Annotated in this window: 15 protein-coding genes; all 15 read right to left on the minus strand. The window is 39.6% G+C overall.

Translation table 11 applies throughout. The features are described 5' to 3' along the window. On the minus strand, nt 1-428 hold a 428-nt coding region (locus tag QE382_RS00005; protein WP_307184164.1), incomplete at its 3' end, for a glycosyltransferase. A gap of 38 nt (nt 429-466) precedes the next feature. Further along, entirely contained in the window at nt 467-1,318 is an 852-nt protein-coding gene (locus QE382_RS00010; RefSeq protein WP_307184165.1) for a glycosyltransferase family 2 protein, read from the minus strand. Between the two features lie 27 nt (nt 1,319-1,345). Next, the gene (locus tag QE382_RS00015) at nt 1,346-2,488 is read right to left on the minus strand and encodes a glycosyltransferase family protein (protein WP_307184166.1); all 1,143 of its coding nucleotides are present in this window, start codon (nt 2,486-2,488) and stop codon (nt 1,346-1,348) included. Nucleotides 2,489-2,598: 110 nt separating this feature from the next. Next, complete coding sequence (locus QE382_RS00020) at nt 2,599-4,047, minus strand: lipopolysaccharide biosynthesis protein (protein ID WP_307184167.1); 1,449 nt, start codon at nt 4,045-4,047, stop codon at nt 2,599-2,601. Continuing rightward, nucleotides 4,040-4,981, minus strand: coding sequence for a glycosyltransferase (locus QE382_RS00025; protein WP_307184168.1), 942 nt, complete (start codon nt 4,979-4,981; stop codon nt 4,040-4,042). The genes QE382_RS00020 and QE382_RS00025 overlap by 8 nt, the downstream gene beginning before the upstream one ends. Then, nucleotides 4,978-5,583, minus strand: coding sequence for an acyltransferase (locus QE382_RS00030; RefSeq protein WP_307184169.1), 606 nt, complete (start codon nt 5,581-5,583; stop codon nt 4,978-4,980). Before QE382_RS00030 ends, QE382_RS00025 begins: the two co-directional genes overlap by 4 nt. Beyond that, nucleotides 5,564-6,631 (minus strand): glycosyltransferase family 4 protein, encoded by a 1,068-nt coding sequence (locus tag QE382_RS00035; protein WP_307184170.1) that lies wholly within the window; start codon nt 6,629-6,631, stop codon nt 5,564-5,566. Before QE382_RS00035 ends, QE382_RS00030 begins: the two co-directional genes overlap by 20 nt. A 34-nt stretch (nt 6,632-6,665) precedes the next feature. Next, nucleotides 6,666-7,847: a glycosyltransferase family 2 protein gene (locus tag QE382_RS00040; RefSeq protein WP_307184171.1), complete on the minus strand. Its 1,182-nt coding sequence runs from the start codon at nt 7,845-7,847 to the stop codon at nt 6,666-6,668. Then, entirely contained in the window at nt 7,847-8,761 is a 915-nt protein-coding gene (locus QE382_RS00045) for a glycosyltransferase family 2 protein (RefSeq protein ID WP_307184172.1), read from the minus strand. Before QE382_RS00045 ends, QE382_RS00040 begins: the two co-directional genes overlap by 1 nt. After that, on the minus strand, nt 8,742-10,187 hold the full coding sequence (locus tag QE382_RS00050) for an O-antigen ligase family protein (RefSeq protein ID WP_307184173.1): 1,446 nt from the start codon (nt 10,185-10,187) through the stop codon (nt 8,742-8,744). The genes QE382_RS00045 and QE382_RS00050 overlap by 20 nt, the downstream gene beginning before the upstream one ends. Nucleotides 10,188-10,193: 6 nt before the next feature. Further along, on the minus strand, nt 10,194-12,350 hold the full coding sequence (locus tag QE382_RS00055; RefSeq protein WP_307184174.1) for a GumC domain-containing protein: 2,157 nt from the start codon (nt 12,348-12,350) through the stop codon (nt 10,194-10,196). Nucleotides 12,351-12,354: 4 nt separating this feature from the next. Beyond that, nucleotides 12,355-13,095 (minus strand): TolC family protein, encoded by a 741-nt coding sequence (locus QE382_RS00060; protein ID WP_286770379.1) that lies wholly within the window; start codon nt 13,093-13,095, stop codon nt 12,355-12,357. 20 nt (nt 13,096-13,115) lie between these two features. Next, a complete protein-coding gene (locus tag QE382_RS00065) occupies nt 13,116-14,312 on the minus strand; it encodes a sugar transferase (RefSeq protein ID WP_307184175.1) in 1,197 nt (398 codons plus the stop codon). Next, nucleotides 14,312-14,677, minus strand: a complete 366-nt coding sequence (locus QE382_RS00070; RefSeq protein WP_307184176.1) for a response regulator — start codon at nt 14,675-14,677, stop codon at nt 14,312-14,314. Before QE382_RS00070 ends, QE382_RS00065 begins: the two co-directional genes overlap by 1 nt. Nucleotides 14,678-14,794: 117 nt before the next feature. After that, on the minus strand, nt 14,795-17,038 hold the full coding sequence (locus QE382_RS00075) for an LruC domain-containing protein (RefSeq protein WP_307184177.1): 2,244 nt from the start codon (nt 17,036-17,038) through the stop codon (nt 14,795-14,797). Nucleotides 17,039-17,195 lie beyond the last annotated feature (157 nt).

Consider the following 17,195-nt stretch of genomic DNA (forward strand, 5'->3'; position numbering starts at 1 on the left):
ACATTTAGCAAACAATTTGCATCGCTAAATACAACAATTGGAGTTTTCACATATTCCATACCATGATTAACGGCAGCGGTTTTGCCTCTCCTAAGGGGTGACCCGACAATCTCAACCATCGGATACTGCTTTAATAGATCATGGCTATGGTCAGTACTTCCATCTATAACCCATAGGATGTGCAACTTGTCTACTGGGTAATCAAGTTCAAGGCAATTTGCCATTTTTTCAGGGATAATTTCCGCCTCATTATAAGCCGTAATAAATAGCGTCAATGGAGGAAACTGCTTTCCGTCGCTGTTTTGCCCGCCCTCCTTTCTGTGACTGGGGTATGGAAATAACCTGGCTAGTATAAAAATTACGATAGCATAACCGATATAGGTATATAGCACCAAGAATATACAAGTCCAGAAGACAAATTGAATCATAGGCCTGATAGATTTTAGACAAAAATAGACAATTATTTTTACTCAATCTTGTTGGAATCGTCATCATGGTAATGCTTTTTACCCGAAAACAGTCCGCTTAGCGATCTTATAGCTTTACGCAACCTCACGAAAAAACTATTTGCAAGAGATCCATCGGCACTTAGCGTATTCTGTCCAGTCAGTGCGCGCGCCTCTTTACTGCGAATAAACTTAAGCTTTCCATAGTGTTTAAGTCCTAATGCCATTGACCCATCTTCACCACGCTTTATATCCGTCCGGAACCCCACCTCACGCCCAAGATCTGTCTTAAAGGAAAAAACCATTCCCCGCACACACAATTCCGGTCTTTTTATATATTGGAGGTTGAGGTAAATATCCCGAAGCCCTTCATAAATCCATAAGAAAGTTCTTGACTGCCTAGCTAGCGGCAAGAAGCTCCACAAACTGAATGTTGCCGACACCCCGGGTCTATCCAGTACTTTCACATGCGTTTCAACATAGCTTGGGGGATACATGGTGTCTCCATCTACGCAAAGCATAAATTTACCTCGTGCTTGATCAAGACCACACTGTCTAGCAAAGCCAGGTCCTTGCTTTAGTTCATTATGATAAGTCACACCAAGTCGTTTTAAAATTGATTCTGTTTGATCCGTCGAATTATTATTAATGACAATTAATTCCATGGGCAAATTACAGCGCTGTTCTGCTAAAGACCAGAGACATGCCAAAAGCTTCCTTTCTTCATTATAGGCGATGACCACAATACTTATAATCGGGTCAGAACTTGTAGAAAGTTGGATCTGTGCCCGAACCTTCTCAATAACATCATTATCTATAGACCCTACTTCTTGGTCATAGACCTTCGCATATTGGGTATACCATTTAGCCATCCTAGCGTCAATTATTTTGTTAAAACATTAAATTGCTTGCAGCACCTTATTCATCTGTTCGGCCCATGATAAGTCCAAAATACTATTGCGAATACAGGCTGGGTCAAATTTTTTCTTCTTTAAAAATTCCAGTATTTTAGTGACATCAATAGCGGATTCATCAGGACTCGCTTTAAGCACATAAGGTTTCCCGTCAAAGTCAGCATCAGATTCCGAATAAATAAAGGGAATTCCACGCGCTGCATATTCTCTATTTTTTAAGGTTTTTATGACCTGTATACCACTACGATGCCGGCCTAAACTACCTATTGCAAAGTCTGCCAGATTGAAAATCGCATCCAATTTGTCCCCCCAAAGCGGGCCATGCAAGAATACTTGTTGCTGAAGATTGAATTGCGCTATCAGCTCCATAATAGATGAGCGTTCACGTTCGCCGCTGAATTGCCCCACCAAGTGAAAAATAATTTGGCAATCAGGGTGACTTTGTTTATAAATACCAAGTCCGCGAACCAGTCGATCAAATCCGTGCCAATAATGTATTTCCGCAACCCCAAGCAAATGGATCGTTCGTTTTTCTACTCCTTCCTGTAGTTTACGAACAGGTATAGCGCTGAAGTCTATCCCATTGGAGATACGTATCGCTCGCTGCCCAAAAATTGTTCGGGCATCAGAAAAAGTGACAAAAGCATCCAATTGCTTTGCTAACTTTTTACGATAAAGACGATCAATTGCCAATTCGAGGCGCATGCGCAAGGTGACATACTCCTGATCATAGGGATAAGTCGGAATCTCCATTAACACTTTTGCGCCTGAAAGCCGCATCTTCTTCACCATGTTTAATGTGAAAGGATTGGCATTATGGTCAGACCGAATATAAATCAGTTGGAACTTATTTTTCTGTACGTATTCTGAAATTGCCCGATAGTCTATACGTTTACGTATTTTAGCTAGTGGACCTCTACCGAAATCTATAAGAATCTCGTCTCCGATCCTCCATACACGTGATCCATTCCTCTCTATAGTGTAATAACAAAGCTGCACATCGACGCCATTGGACTTCAAACCATTAATTTGACCCCATATTTTTTTACTTATGCCATTATGTTCACTAAAACCATGGAATACTAAAAAAAGTACCTTATACGATTTATCTTTCACCGGGACCTTCACGTTCGATTGTTGTTAAATACTTTTGCTGCTAGACTGGAAAATACAAAAAGATTATGAATACAAGAAAAAATGATCAAAATGCTTTAATGAAAAAGCTTGATAATTTAATCTTACTGTATTGATGACTTACGTAAAAATATCAACAGCAGATTGCGATACCCTCCGAACCAAATCATTAAGATCATAGATAAAACATATATACCAGTTTTCAGTGCTAAGCGAAAAGCCAAATTATCGGGCAAATGGTAACCTATGACTAAATGAAAAATAAATCCGAGTACAATTGCAAATAAGATCGGCCGCCATAGGCTATTGAAAAAGCCAACCATACTCCGTCTGAATACCGTACGATACATCAACCAGTAGGCCTGTACAAAATTGACACTAAATGTAACCAATAAACACATAGCCACTGCGTCGATACTTTTAGCGTAAAATACACCAAATAGTATTCCCGCAACATTTAATACGGCCGAAAACAAACCGCAAATAAAAAGATTTTTAGTATCTCCTGCTGTTTGGAAAATGGAGCCCGATGAGGATAGTATCAATTGGATCCCGACCGTTAGACTCAATATTTTAAAAGAAGGAATAGCTAATCCCCACTGCGGTCCAAAAAATAATAAAATGAGTTCTTCAGCTGAATAAAACAGGAAAACGGATAATGGAAATCCGATCAGCGACAATAGGCTGGTTAATTTTAGATTGGCTTCATAAAGATATTCTTTATCCTTTCCCCGCTGACTTAATATCGGATGGATCACTGGTGTAATCACCTGCGTAATGTTTTGGAGTGGCAATGACATTAGTCGATAAGACTTATCATAGAATCCCAGCGGTACCATGCCCAGATATTTACCAATTAATAGGGTATCCGAATTTCTGCTGAAATAGTTGATAATATTAAATAAAAACTGAAAAATAGAATAAGAAAATAAAGGCCGAAGAGGTTGAAATGAAAAACGTAAACTAAATTTCAATGGATACTTAAGATATGAAATAATAAAAATCAATAGCGATGAGAATATCGGATTTAAAATAAGCGCGTACACCCCCATTCCTTTAAAGGCAGCAATTATCGATAGACCGCCGCCGATAATTTGAACAAGTAAACTTCGTAAAGCGATCGATTTAAATAACCTATCGCGAAAAAATAAGGCATTAGGAACTACGGTAATTCCCGAAAAAAATAGGCTTAGCGCCAGCAATTGGCAGATTGGTTTCAATTGGGGCTGTGCATACCATTTTTCAATAATTTCAGCAGACAAAAAGAATAGTACTGACAAAGTGATAGCAATATATACAGAAAGGGAAAATAAATAGCCTAATGCCTTTCGATCCAGCTCTTTGTGCTGTATAACTGCAGGAGACAGTCCGAAATCCGCTATTAAATTTAGAAAAGCAATCGCCACCGTAGCTATGGCCACTACGCCAAACTGATCTGGTGCGAGCAATCGTGCTAAAACCGCGGTAACGACCAGCGAAATCACCAAATTCGCATATTTGGCCAATGCCGTGAAAAATACCCCAGAAACGATTTCCTTTTTTATGTTATCCATGCAAAAAGCCTTTCTTAAACAGTAGAACTCCGATCGTTTTAAATGAAACATATCTTCGCCAATGCGTTAAAACCAACAGAAATACTTTCCAGCGGTCAGCGGTCGATAGCACATGTGCTTTCCATACCACTGCGTTCAACATACGATGCAGATACAACTCAATAATTTGTCTGCTATCCGAATACTTTCGTCCGTACTCCCTCAAACGCCGGGCAACTGTGAAGTAACATGTTATATTAAAAAGTTTTAATCGGCTTGTCATAATAGAATCCGGCCTAACACGCCTGTGGAAAAATTGCTCTGGTATATAAGCAACTCGAGCTGCCGCTAGATACAATAAGACTGTAAATAACTCATCCTCATGCACGATAGCGGGTTCAAATCCAAATCCATTACGATCAAGTATGTCTTTACGAATTAAATACATACAAGCTGAAGAGAAAAAGTCGTCTGTGTTCAGTTGCTGTTGCAATGCATCCGGCCCACTAAAAACAGTATAAGCCGGTATTTTTTGTCGGGAATAATTAAAATCCTTTAGTATGGAGCTATCTGAATTATCCGCAAAAACCGAAGCATCAAAATAAACAAAATCGAGGTCTTTCTTTTCACAATAATGCAAACACATGGATAGTGCATCTGCACGCAGCAGATCATCACTATCCATAAAATAAATATACTGGCCGTTCGCAAGAGAAAGGCCTCTATTTCTGGCAGCAGATAGGCCTTGATTTTCCTGGGAAAATAATTTGACACGGTTATCACATGAGCTCCATTTTTCCAGTATGGAGAGACTTTGATCGGTCGAACCATCGTTGATCAGTATAAGTTCAACATCAGCATATTCCTGATGAATAATACTCTGTATAGCCTGATCAACATACATAGCTGTATTATAAACAGGCATTATAATGCTAATCAACGGTCTTTCATTCATGGTTTGATCCAGGCATTAAGATTAAAATCGTACTTCTTCACAATTTTGGCCGGGTTTCCAACGACAACACTATATGGCGGAACATCTTTTGTAACCACGGAGCCCGCACCTATTACAGCATGTTCACCTATGCTAATACCTGCTAGAATAACCACATTTCCACCGATCCAGACATCGTCAGCAATCGTCACTGGAGCGGTGCTGACTCCTTGGTCTGCAATAGCTTTGGTCACATCTTCATATGCGTGGTTTAATCCTGAAATAAGAACATTTTGACCGATATTCACTTTATTACCAATTGTCACTGGCCCAATGATCGTGTTCGAAATTCCTATTCGGCTATTGTCGCCGATAAACAAGTCGCCGACAGCGTTATTCAATACAGCAAATGACTCGACCACGGATCGGGATCCTATAGCACACTTACGGAAAGGAACCAGATCACGGCGTACACTACGATAAATCACTGAACCCGCCCCACGTTTAACATAAAAAAACTGCAGCATACGAACATACCAGCGCGGCCGTGTACGCACAGGACTCATGATAAACCAGTGCAGTAAGCGCTTAAACTGAGGATGATTATGAATGTACGCTTTCATATATTGCTAATGTATGTTTCCCGGTATGTTGCCAACTAAAAGCTTCACTTCGCGCTAAACCTTTACTAACAAGGGAGCTATATAACTGTGGTTCATCTTCCAATTTCAACATGCCTGCAGCAATGGATTTGATATCCATCGGGTCTGTATATACCACATTATCCCCGGCTACCTCAGGAATAGCCGATGTATTGGAAGTAACCACAGGTATGCCACAAGCCATAGCTTCAAGCAAGGGAAGTCCAAAGCTTTCCCGAATAGAAGGATACAAAAAAGCAAAAGCATCATTGTAAACTTCAACCAATTTGTCATGAGCTATATATTCTTCGACCACAATAAAATCTTTTATCGCCAACAAATCGAATTCTTTTAATAGCTTTTCCAAATACGTGTGGTCTAAATCGGCCAGGAGCAACCTTTTCTTGTATTTGCTTCTCTCCAAATAAAAAGCATAAGCCATCAAGGTATTCCTCAGGTTTTTTTTGGGATCGGTATTACCTAAAAGAAGCCAAAAAGCCCCCTTCTCGAGCTTTAAAAATGTGCTTTCCGAAGGTATATCCATCGATTTAAATCGTGAACTTACACCATTATAGACCGTGATAATTTTTTTCTGTAGATGCGGAAAGGCCGCTTCGATATTTCTTTTTTCAAAGTTAGAGACAGTGATCACGGTATGAACCTTTTTCAATACACGTGGCACGACCCAACGCCTATAGATACGGCCCAAATTTTGGTACATGGACGAATTGCTACCAATCTTTTTCTCCATAAAGATGATATCGTGCAACGTAAGTACCAGCGGAATAGACAATCCCAATGGCGCAGTGTTGGAGGTACAGTGCAGGATATCCGCATTGCTGGTTTTAATAAGTTTAGGTAAAAGAAGTTGCTCCCAAATAAAATAGTTGGAGCTTTCCAAAACTTTAATCTCAAAATTTGCTGAACCTTCCAAACAGCGGTCCTCTCCCGGTCCGACAGCAATAATATACCGGTTAAAGGTATCCAACTTTTGAAGCGCACGGATTACTTCCAAAGCCACAAAATCCATTCCGTGTTTATTAAGGCGAAAGATTCGTTGTGCCTCAATTACTATAGTCTTCTTTTTTTTCGCCATGCGGTGTATGCACAAAAGTATTACGTCCCGATTTGATGCCCATAAAGCTACGTAAGATTGCCATAAAAATAAATGGTAATTTTAAAAAGCAGAGCAATGTCCTGCGCGTATAAAATCTATTTGGTATAGCCAAACCAAGTGACACGATAAACAAGCCATAGAGTATAAGCCATTTATAGGCCAATGCTGGAGCTACCAAATAGACGATACAGCCCAAAATAGGAACCATTCCGAGCAAAATAATGCGGGGCGGAATCGACCATTGGATCAGTTTGTCGAACATAGGCCAGTTGCGGGTCCGAATTATTGTACGAAATCGCTTCAAAGTATTCAAAAAAGTGTCAATTTGAGCAGCAATCCATCTTTTTCGCTGGTTGGACAGATCGCGACGGTTCTGTACTTTCTCGTCTAGTACATACACATCTTCCAAATAAACGGTAAATATCTTATCTAAAAGCAAATAATACTCCAGCTCTTTATCCTCACCCATGGAGCTTATTTTAGCCATCGTATCTTTAAACCACTTGATTTCAAACAACATGCCCGAGCCCGTCAATGCGGCGGGCAAACCCAGGTTCACATGCCCCTGCCTAAAAATTGAATTATTTATTTCCTCACTGATCCCATCGAGATATGCGGTATCGGTATTGCTATTTTTTGCTATGCGATGTGTTTGGATGGCAACCGCGCCAGATGCAAAGCAATCGTTGACGAGTGCTAGATAATTTGGAGAAACTAAATTATCAGCATCCAATATAACAACGCCATCAAAATCTTCTTCGTTGATAACGTTCATTGTCAGATTTAGAGCAGCTGCTTTGGATCTTTTTTCATACGTAGGAATTAGTATTCGAACGCCTAAATTTTCAAGTTCGTGGTTTGTCTCTCTCGTCATACTATCAGAAACAACGATAATTTCGAAAAGCTCTTTTGGATAGTCCTGTTTTAAAAAAGAGTGTATGCTATCAACGATTACTGCATCCTCCTTATATGCTGGAAATATGATAAGGAATCGATGTTGAATATTCGATCGTTCAAAGAATAATTTCTTCGGAATGCGAAAGCCGACTGCAAAAACAAAGAAATACATGATCCAGACCAGGAATGGAATAAAAATCAATGTTTCAATAATAAACAAAACCGTTTCCATCAGCTTAGATTCTTTTTAGAAAATAATTTAATCCCAGACCATGTCCCTGAATATACTGCACCAATATGACTCCACATACCCGAAAAAACAAATTTAATCAATCTTATGCTATTCGCTATCCCAATAAGATAAAAAACAGCCAAAATCCGGCTTATCCCCGACCTATTTCGATAAGCAAATAACAAGCGGTTACGTGTCAGATAAAATGTTTTTAATGCGGAGTCCTGGCCCGTGGAAGCGCTTTCTTTATGATAGATATGGGCAGCTGCAAAATACACTAATTTATACTTTTTATTGATCCGGCAGCTCCAGTCCAACTCCTCATAGTAAAGAAAGAAAAGCTCCGACATCATACCAATTTCTCTGATAATTCTGTTGGGTACCACCATAGCTGCACCATGCAAATAGGGAATCTCCATGCTTGTATCATATTGGCCTTTATCCATCTCCCGATAACCGATCTGTTTATTACGTAGGGTAATTGATGTCAGCGGTGTACACCCGGCAAATTGGATCATTCTCTTGGGTTGATAATACATTATCTTAGGTGAAATTCCACCTACTTGTAAATCTAGCGCAAATACTTCTAACATGCCCAAAATTTCGCTATCGGCGTTTTCTGGAAGCAGTGTATCATTATTTAAGAAATAAATAAACTCGCCAGTAGCTATTTCCAGCCCCAAGTTATTTCCTCCTGCAAATCCCAGGTTCATTCGGTTATAATAGCCTTTGATATTAGGAAATTGATGTTTGATCAGACTATATTCATCTTTTAACGAACCATTATCGATGACAATAACCTCATATGCAAAAGATAGTCTTGCATTCAGAATACTTTCCAATAGGGAAATGGTATCAGCCAATCCATTGTAATTGACCGTAATAAAAGATATTTTATACGGTTCTGATGTCATCGCTCAATTTTTTGTCCAAATAAGGCGAAAGCATAATAACCCCCATTAGAATGTATACGGTCTGCCCAGTAGGCATTTGATGAAGCACTTCATTCGCATATCCCGCAACCATAATTCCTGCAAGTCCGGCTGTAGAAGCCATTGCAATAGACTTGATCCGCCTATCTTTCACTCGAAATAGTACGTAATATGTGCCATATCCCAATATCGTGAGACATAAAATAATATAGCAAATAAGACCGAAGATCCCCGTTTCTACCCATATAAAAACGAAGGAAGAATCTGTTGCGATACCATGTATTGCATCTCCTTCATTCGCATGTTTAGACCCGCCCAATCCTATACCAAAAGGATGGTCACCCATAAAGGTTCGCATTTTTTTCTGGTTCTCCAAGCGAACATTAAAGGAAGCATCCTTTGAAAAAGAGAAAGCCGTCCGCATACGACGGATATCGGAACTGCTATTGCCAATGGTCGTTAAATTAAAGAAAGCAAAAGCCATTATTAATAAAGAAAGACCAAAGATTACCCACTTCCACTCTTTTACAAGAATAATGAAGAAAGCAAAGCCTGCAAAAGGAACAGCAATAGCGGCCCTTGTCCCGGATATCATTAGCCCGTAAGCCGCAAAAGCCACAATAACTATATAAAGAAAACGTCTTTTTCCCTGCTTCTCATAAATAGCTAAGATCGTAAAAAATACCACAGCCAAGCCCATATGGCAGCCAAAATTTGCCGCATCACTGAAAAATGAAAAGTAACGGATCCCACTATAAATAACATGCGTATGAGCGCCGAATGTATATAGCCAAGCAGTCTCGAATCGGTCTAAACCGATATACTTTTGGCCTATCGCCTTTAAAGCTCCCAAAAGAACAAGGATGCCCCAAACTTTAAAAAATAAACGCAATTTGGAAATGTTATCCAGACTAATAAACACCAATAATTGAAATAAGACAATATGCATCCCAATGCTACGGACTGTCGTAATCCAGTTCGCAAAAGTTGACATTGGATTTATAATCTCCAGCATACAATAAAGCATCCAAAAGATGGAGATCAGGAGAAAAGTATTAAAGTGTACTTTCCCTAAGGAATTTCCTCTAATAAAATGTAAAGCTAGCGAGAGAAAATTAAATAAGATCAAAAGATCAAGTATGACGCCTACTGGAAGTGGAAATGTGATATAGCGTCCAAAACCCATCACTAGGTAGGATACAATATACAATAGAAAGAAACAACTTATTGGCGAAGACAGCAGCACCATAATAACCAATAGAAATACAGGCAACATATAGAACAGCACAGCCAATGACACACCAGCAAAAATAAAAATGCAAGTTCCTGCCAATCCCCCGAGTATGAGGAACAGCAGGAGCAAATGCCGATTGGTTATCATCGATTTTATATGATCATACTGCATCATATCCAACTATTTCCCCAGCGATGTCAGACCAAAATTACCCAATTGATATTCCAGACGTCTCAAAAAGGTAAACGGAGGCAACATTCCTGTAAACTCTTCCACAACATATTTTTCAGCGTTCATCAAGCAAATTACGATTGGTTTACCAGCAGAACGTTGCAATAGATCTGCAAACATCAACTCATCTTCTGTTTTCCATACTGAGTCCGCCCTTAATACCAATAGCGTGGCCATCCCCCGCTCTAAAAATAGAGAAGGAATGGGACTTAATGCCATAGAGCCATGCTTGACTAATGAAATATCATAATTACCGAGTTTTTCAGCCCAGCCACCATCCACTAAATATTCCCTCGATTCTGCACTAAAATCAGTCCCTTCTTTATAGGCCAGTACATTAATACCCAATCCCTGCCAGTAGGCTGTTAAAATGTCTGTCAGTGAGCTCAAATCTAGTGTTGAAGAGAACTTGACAATATTGATAAAATTTATAGGATTTGAGTTGTTGTAAAAACCATATAATCTATTGGCCAAAACATGGATCGCTCTTTCTTCAATTTTAGTCTGTTTGACACCACTTTTCCCAAGCTTAGGTAGCGCTGCAATCACTTTTCCTTTTGTAATCCGTTCGGTTCGTGTTTTATCTCTTAACGTACGGTCAAAAAGTTCAATAATAAGTAATATTCCAAGTATAAATGCCACAGTCCCAAAAAAGACAGCAAATACAATCAATTTTCTGCTATGCGGAAGTGCATTTAACGGAAAGCTTGCCGGATTGATCACTTTTAGCGTAGCCGAATTCATTTCCAAGCTCTTTAGTCTCAACCGCGCGGCATTTAAACTGGATAAGATTGACAAATAGGACTGCTCGGTAAAGGATATACCACGTTCCTTACGTTTTAAGACAGAGCCAATAGGTGAATATTGGGTGTATTTATGATCCAGTTCCTGCTTAAAATCACGGGCGACATTAAGTTCCGCCTCCGAGCGTTTGAAACGTAGAAGTTCTTCTACCCATTGCTTTACATAATTTGCATTTGGATAGCCATTTTTAGTATATTTTTCCGCTGTATATTGATCCATAAACGAACGGAAGCCCTTCTCCTTTTGATCCAATTCATGCGACAGTACATCTAGATCAGCTCCGCCCTGTTTATGCTTAAGAGAATCTACACTCAACGTCCGTATCTTTGAAATATTATAGTTGATGTCTGCAATCTGATTCATGCGTGCCAAAAACTCCGTATTATTTTTGATCGCACGCATATTGGCATCCATTCCCGACTCCAATTGTTTTATAGCTGCTTGCGCACTGTTATAAACAAATAAGACATCCTGATGTCGTAGTTCATACTCTTTATCCAATAAAGCAATTGCTTCCGTCTGTTTATCGTAATTGATCACCCGGTTTTCAACGTTATACATTGTCAAAGAATCTTCCTGTCCGCGAAGTTCCCGGCCTATACGTTCAAGCTCAGCCTCGAAATACCGGATGACATTGTTGGTACTGCCGAATTGCAAATTGGTATATTCGATCGCAAAAACTTTACTCAAAATATCCAATGTCTGAAAAGCAACCCCTGGATCGTTTGCCTGATAGTTGATCTGTAAAATATCGCTATTGTCTACCCTGTTGATCTTAATATTTTCGCGGAGAGCATTATAGCTGAAATAAGGATGGTTCCAGTTGAAAAGGCCGTAGACAAAATTATTACGGTCTGCTTTCTCATATTTTTCCAGATTCTTTACTGTATTTTCTTCCGAGCTCTTATCGATCAACTTCTGTACGTCTTTGGGGGTAATTGCGACAAGCTCCTTGTAATGTTTTGCGGTAATATATACATTATCTTTAGTAGGATCGCCGTGGATCATAAGCCGTGCATAAAGCTGCATAGAAAGCCTTTTGATCGTTTCCTTCGAATTAATAGTATTGATAATATTCTGGATCGAATTATTTAACACGTTCCAGTCTTGCGAAGCATTGGATTCGCCTGGATCACTTCCATAACTTGAAATAACACCTGTATAGATTGTAATATCAGTCTTATACTGCCGATCCATTTGACGAGTCAGGTAGATCGCCAGCAAGGCAAAACCTAGCGGCAAAATCAACAGCCACCACTTAATTCTGAAAATGGCCCGAAAGATATAATGGAAAATATTCATGATGCTATTGGCTTATAATTTTTGTCTTACTCAGGATTTCTAAGGTAAGGATTTCATTGGTAATAATAGATTCGTTGGTTTTCAGAATTTCATAAGCCTCTGTCTCCAACTTCTTTGCTGTATTAAGATCGCTTATATTTGCATTGCCTGACTTAAATTCATTCTCAGTCATTTTGTAATTCGCTAAGGCGATATTGTAATCTTCAATTTTTTTCTTGAGTGTAGAAAGAGCTGTTTTTACTTTCGTATAGGAGTTGACGATACGGATACGTTGCTCATCAAGCCATTTGTCCAATTCCAGCTGCGTAAATCGCTGTTCCATCTTCTGACGTTTGATTTTATTGCCTCGATCGAAGAGATCATCCAAAGGAATATTCACTCCGGCAGTTCCGTAATAGGAGCTTTGGGTTACGCCAGAAGACTGATAGAAAAGAGGAGTATATTCATTCGTGAACGCTGAATTAATCGCGATATTGCCATACTGCCAAGATCCACCAACCCTGAAATATTTTAACCAGCTTCTCTTTTCTGTTATCAACTGATTAGCCTGAGCCTCCATTTTTGCCTCATACATTTCCACTCCTGGACTTTGCTTGGCATTTTGATAAAGGGTTTCCAAAGGCGGAAGTTTAAGCTTTGTAAAATCAACCATATCCGTTGGGTCCATCACAGATTGTGCTTTTAGCAATAGGCTTGCTGTAACTAAATTTAACAGCAAAAAAGCCCTTTTAAGCAATAAGTTCATCGAAATTATTATTTATGTTATTAAACATCCGCCTTTTGGATGAATGCGGAAAACGTTTTATACAATATTTTTAAATCCATCCAGACCGAATAATGCTGTGCATAGTCAATATCCAGTTTTATTCTTTCCTGATCGGACATACTTCCATTATCGCCCCGCTTTTCAACCTGCCATAGGCCCGTTATACCCGCCGGAGCCATAAATCGCTCCACACTATCGTCTGTCGTCAGCATCTCGGCTTCATAGAGTGGCAAGGGCCTATTTCCCACAATAGACATATCGCCTTTAAGTACATTAAACAACTGGGGCAGTTCATCAATGCTATATTTACGGAGAATACGCCCGACCTTGGTTACACGTGGATCTTTCTCAAGTTTAAAGAAAGCCGCCTTTTTTTGTCTTCCAGCACTATCAGAACTTTTTACAACCGTATCATCATCTATAAGTACGTCACGTAGCTCATCCGTCGTAAAAAGATGCGCATCACCATCGCTTATCATAGTGGTCACAGTGCTACGATTAACACTTAGCGATGCATCTGCATATTGATTAAGTGCCATATACTCTTTTAAACGCTTGTCAGCGTCGGGATACATGGATCTGAATTTATAAAAATCAAACATATAATAGCCAGATCCTATCCGTTTCGACTTGTAGACTGCCGAACCTTTACTTTCAATCTTAACAGCTAGATAAGCAATTATCAATATCGGTGATAGTAGAAGGATTAAAAGTGAAGACACTACTATATCAAATAATCTTTTTCCTAAAGGAATTCCTAATTGAGGAAAAGATGTATGATTGCCTTCAAATTTTTCAGTCTGTGCTGTCGCTTCGAAATAAAGTTTAATATATTTTCTAACCGATTCAAAAACATCCACATGTGCACGTGGATTAATTGTATTTGTGATACCAGCCTCAAAATAAGATTGCTTCTCAAAACGGGAAAGATCATTTCCAATCAAGATCAGTAATGTATCTTTTCCATGCTCGACAACCTTTGTCAACCTCGATAGGTCTTTATTTAAGCTTTTGCTTTTTTCATAGAAGACCACAGAAAAAAACTGCCCTTCATGTTCTTGAAAATACATATCCATGGCTTCGAATGAATCAAAAAACTTCAATTCCACGCCCAATATCTCTTGGACTTGTTGATGAAAATAATCAAAAGTTTCGAGATTATCACCAAAGTATATATAATCGCTATATTGAGGCATTATTTTAATGCTTTTTTAATCCGCAACTTTAATTCAAGCGGATTGAACGGTTTTAAGATAAAATCATCGGCCCCAGCTTCAAGCAAGCTGATCCGGGTATTGGAATTATCCTCGCCTGACAAAAAGATTACTGGAATAGTCTTCAGAAATTCATTTTGCTTGATCATAAGCAGCAAATCGTACCCATTCATTTCTGGCATGGTATAATCTGATAAAATTAAGTCAACTACATTCCCTTCCTTGAGCCAATTGTATGCATCGATAGCATTACTAAAGAAACGAAAGTCATAATCTGCATTTAAATAAAGTGTAATTAATTGACCAATTGCTGGTTTGTCGTCAATTATTAGAATCTTCTTTTTCATCAATCTTTAGATTTAATAAGCTTTGCTTTGGAACTGCATACCCTAAAATTACTACAAATACCAGAGCCCCCCCTTTTAATAAGGCTGCTCTGGTACATGCAGAAGTTAGTGCTTCTATTACTTCTTATGTAGATACCAATCTGTATTTTGGGTACCCCCACTTGTTGCCCAAGACTCAAAGAGCGGATACGCAGCGGTAATCGCCTGTCCTTCGGACGGGTACACAAAAGATACCGGCACCAACAAACCAAATGGCTCATTCGATTTCGCTTTAAATGGATCTGATGCGGACAACAGTCTACCGGCCTCCTTCAAGACCAAACTTTTATTGATTTTGTCAGTTGCCTTATAACCAACTAGGTGCACTTCATTTCGGCCAGCAAGGTTTTGATTGAAGTTTACAATGAAGGCATTTAATGTCCCATAAGTAAAGTTATCTATCGGCGTATTGAACTCAATTGTTACAATTACCTCCACAGGCGCATATTGGCCCGATTGAGTCGATATAAAACGTGTATCTGTCACTCCAAAAGCCTTATGCGCATCATCCCATAATGGAAGCACAGCGTACGTTTGTCCAGATTCCGTACCATTTGCTCCTAGAGGCAAGGCGGTACCTACCAAATCTTTGCGTGAATATGTTACACTTTTGACATTTCCCGCCGCGATACCATCAAGCTGCACAGCGGTCGAAAAACGGATCGAAGCACCTATTGATCTTAATTTTGCTTTCAAGGCCACTTTAGTCACCTTATTCGCTGTATTTTGAAATTTGGTGATGTTCATATCCAATACGCAATCATTCATATCATAATCGCCTTTAGCGGGCCATTTATCTTCGAACACATAAGAATAAGTGCCTAAATTAACCTCAGTAACAGTCTGGTCTGTCGGATTGCCACTAGAAGCATTATTACCACCGGCGTTACAAGAAGTTCCCGCAATCACAACGGTCGACTTATCGTAAGGAACCAATTTAGCTGGACTATTGATCACATAATATGTACTCCATTGTGCATTCGCTGTATGATCTGAGCAAGCTACCTCTAGGTTACCACCATACGTAATAGCCATCCACTGGTTGCTTACATCAACCTTTTTGAGACGGGCCAATGCCTGACCCGAGGTCGGTCCAGTCATGGTGCTCGATTGGCTGTTAAATTTAGCCAAAGTTTTCACATCCAAAATAGAAGATGCAGCCAAATTGATTTTTGTACCACCGGCATCTAATTTATCTAAACTTAATAGAGCGCCCTGAGCCACCGAAATTGTCGCACCATTGGTCGTCAATGAATTGATTACTGTATGACAAACAGCCTCCAACGTAGCATTCGTTAAGGTAGCGTTCTGTACAGTAAGCGTTCCCTCATTACGCACCACCGTACCGTTTGTGGTACTGCTCAGATTTTGGATTGTAGCGACCCCATAGTTGGTAAAATTACCATTGGTGATATCCGCTTTATCGGCAGCAAGCGTACCATAATTGACATACAGCGTATTATTTTTTGTCTCCATTTTGGAAAGTGAAGCCGAGCCATAATTGACAAAGCCACCCACCGTATTCTGCGTTACGTTAACTAGGTCAATCGAACCCGCCTGCGTAATATACAATCCATTATTGCTTCCAAGGTTTAGCTCAAAGCTTGTATTTTTCCAAGATCCTTGAATGTAAATCTTCACATTACTTGTACCGTTGTTGGCATCGATCTTACCTGTAAAGGTAACACCAGATTTAACTACATACGATTTATTGGACTCGACAGAAATAGTCGAATTGCCCGATAGCGCTATTGCATCGGAAGGAACTACAACCGGTGTAGCTTCCACCGCTGCCGCTCTTAAGCTGCCACTTGCCAACGTCGCACTCGTCTTAGCGCTGCGCAAAACACTCGCTTTACTAGCCCAACCCGCGCTGACTCCACCCACATTGATCGCATTTTGCTGCCCAACTTCAATCATACTGGTTGCGGCAACACCAAGTGGAGAAGTCTCTCTTAAATAGATATATTTTGCAAGTGTTGGAATCATGAGCTTACCAACAAAATCCTGTCCAGATTTTGCCTGACCCGCAGCCAACAGATTCGTCCCACTACCCAACGTCGGATCATTATCAAAAAACTCCACCCGATAAAAGTATTTACCGCTAAATTGATCGTCAACTGCAACGCGCACATCGACAGCGCGTGTCGAATTCCACATAAAATCAGTTGGGACATTAACGCCAGCAGGAAATAAGGATGAAGAATCGGAGCCTGCAGTAGTATCGTTGTACAAATCCTTTACTTTCGAACAACTTGCCCCGAAGAGCGTAATCCCTGCAAGACCCACCAAGAAGAGATTAAAGCTTTTTATGTTACACATAATTAAATAATAATAGATCAATGTTAAACAATTCTATCAGTCGACCGAGACAGGACTTTAATATTCGGCTTTTATACAATACTATTAATGTCGAACTGCTTGAAGCAAAGATATAACTAATTTTAGTGAGTAAATGACAAAATGCGCAAGTCCAGTA

The organism is Sphingobacterium zeae (assembly GCF_030818895.1).
Lineage (GTDB): Bacteria > Bacteroidota > Bacteroidia > Sphingobacteriales > Sphingobacteriaceae > Sphingobacterium > Sphingobacterium zeae.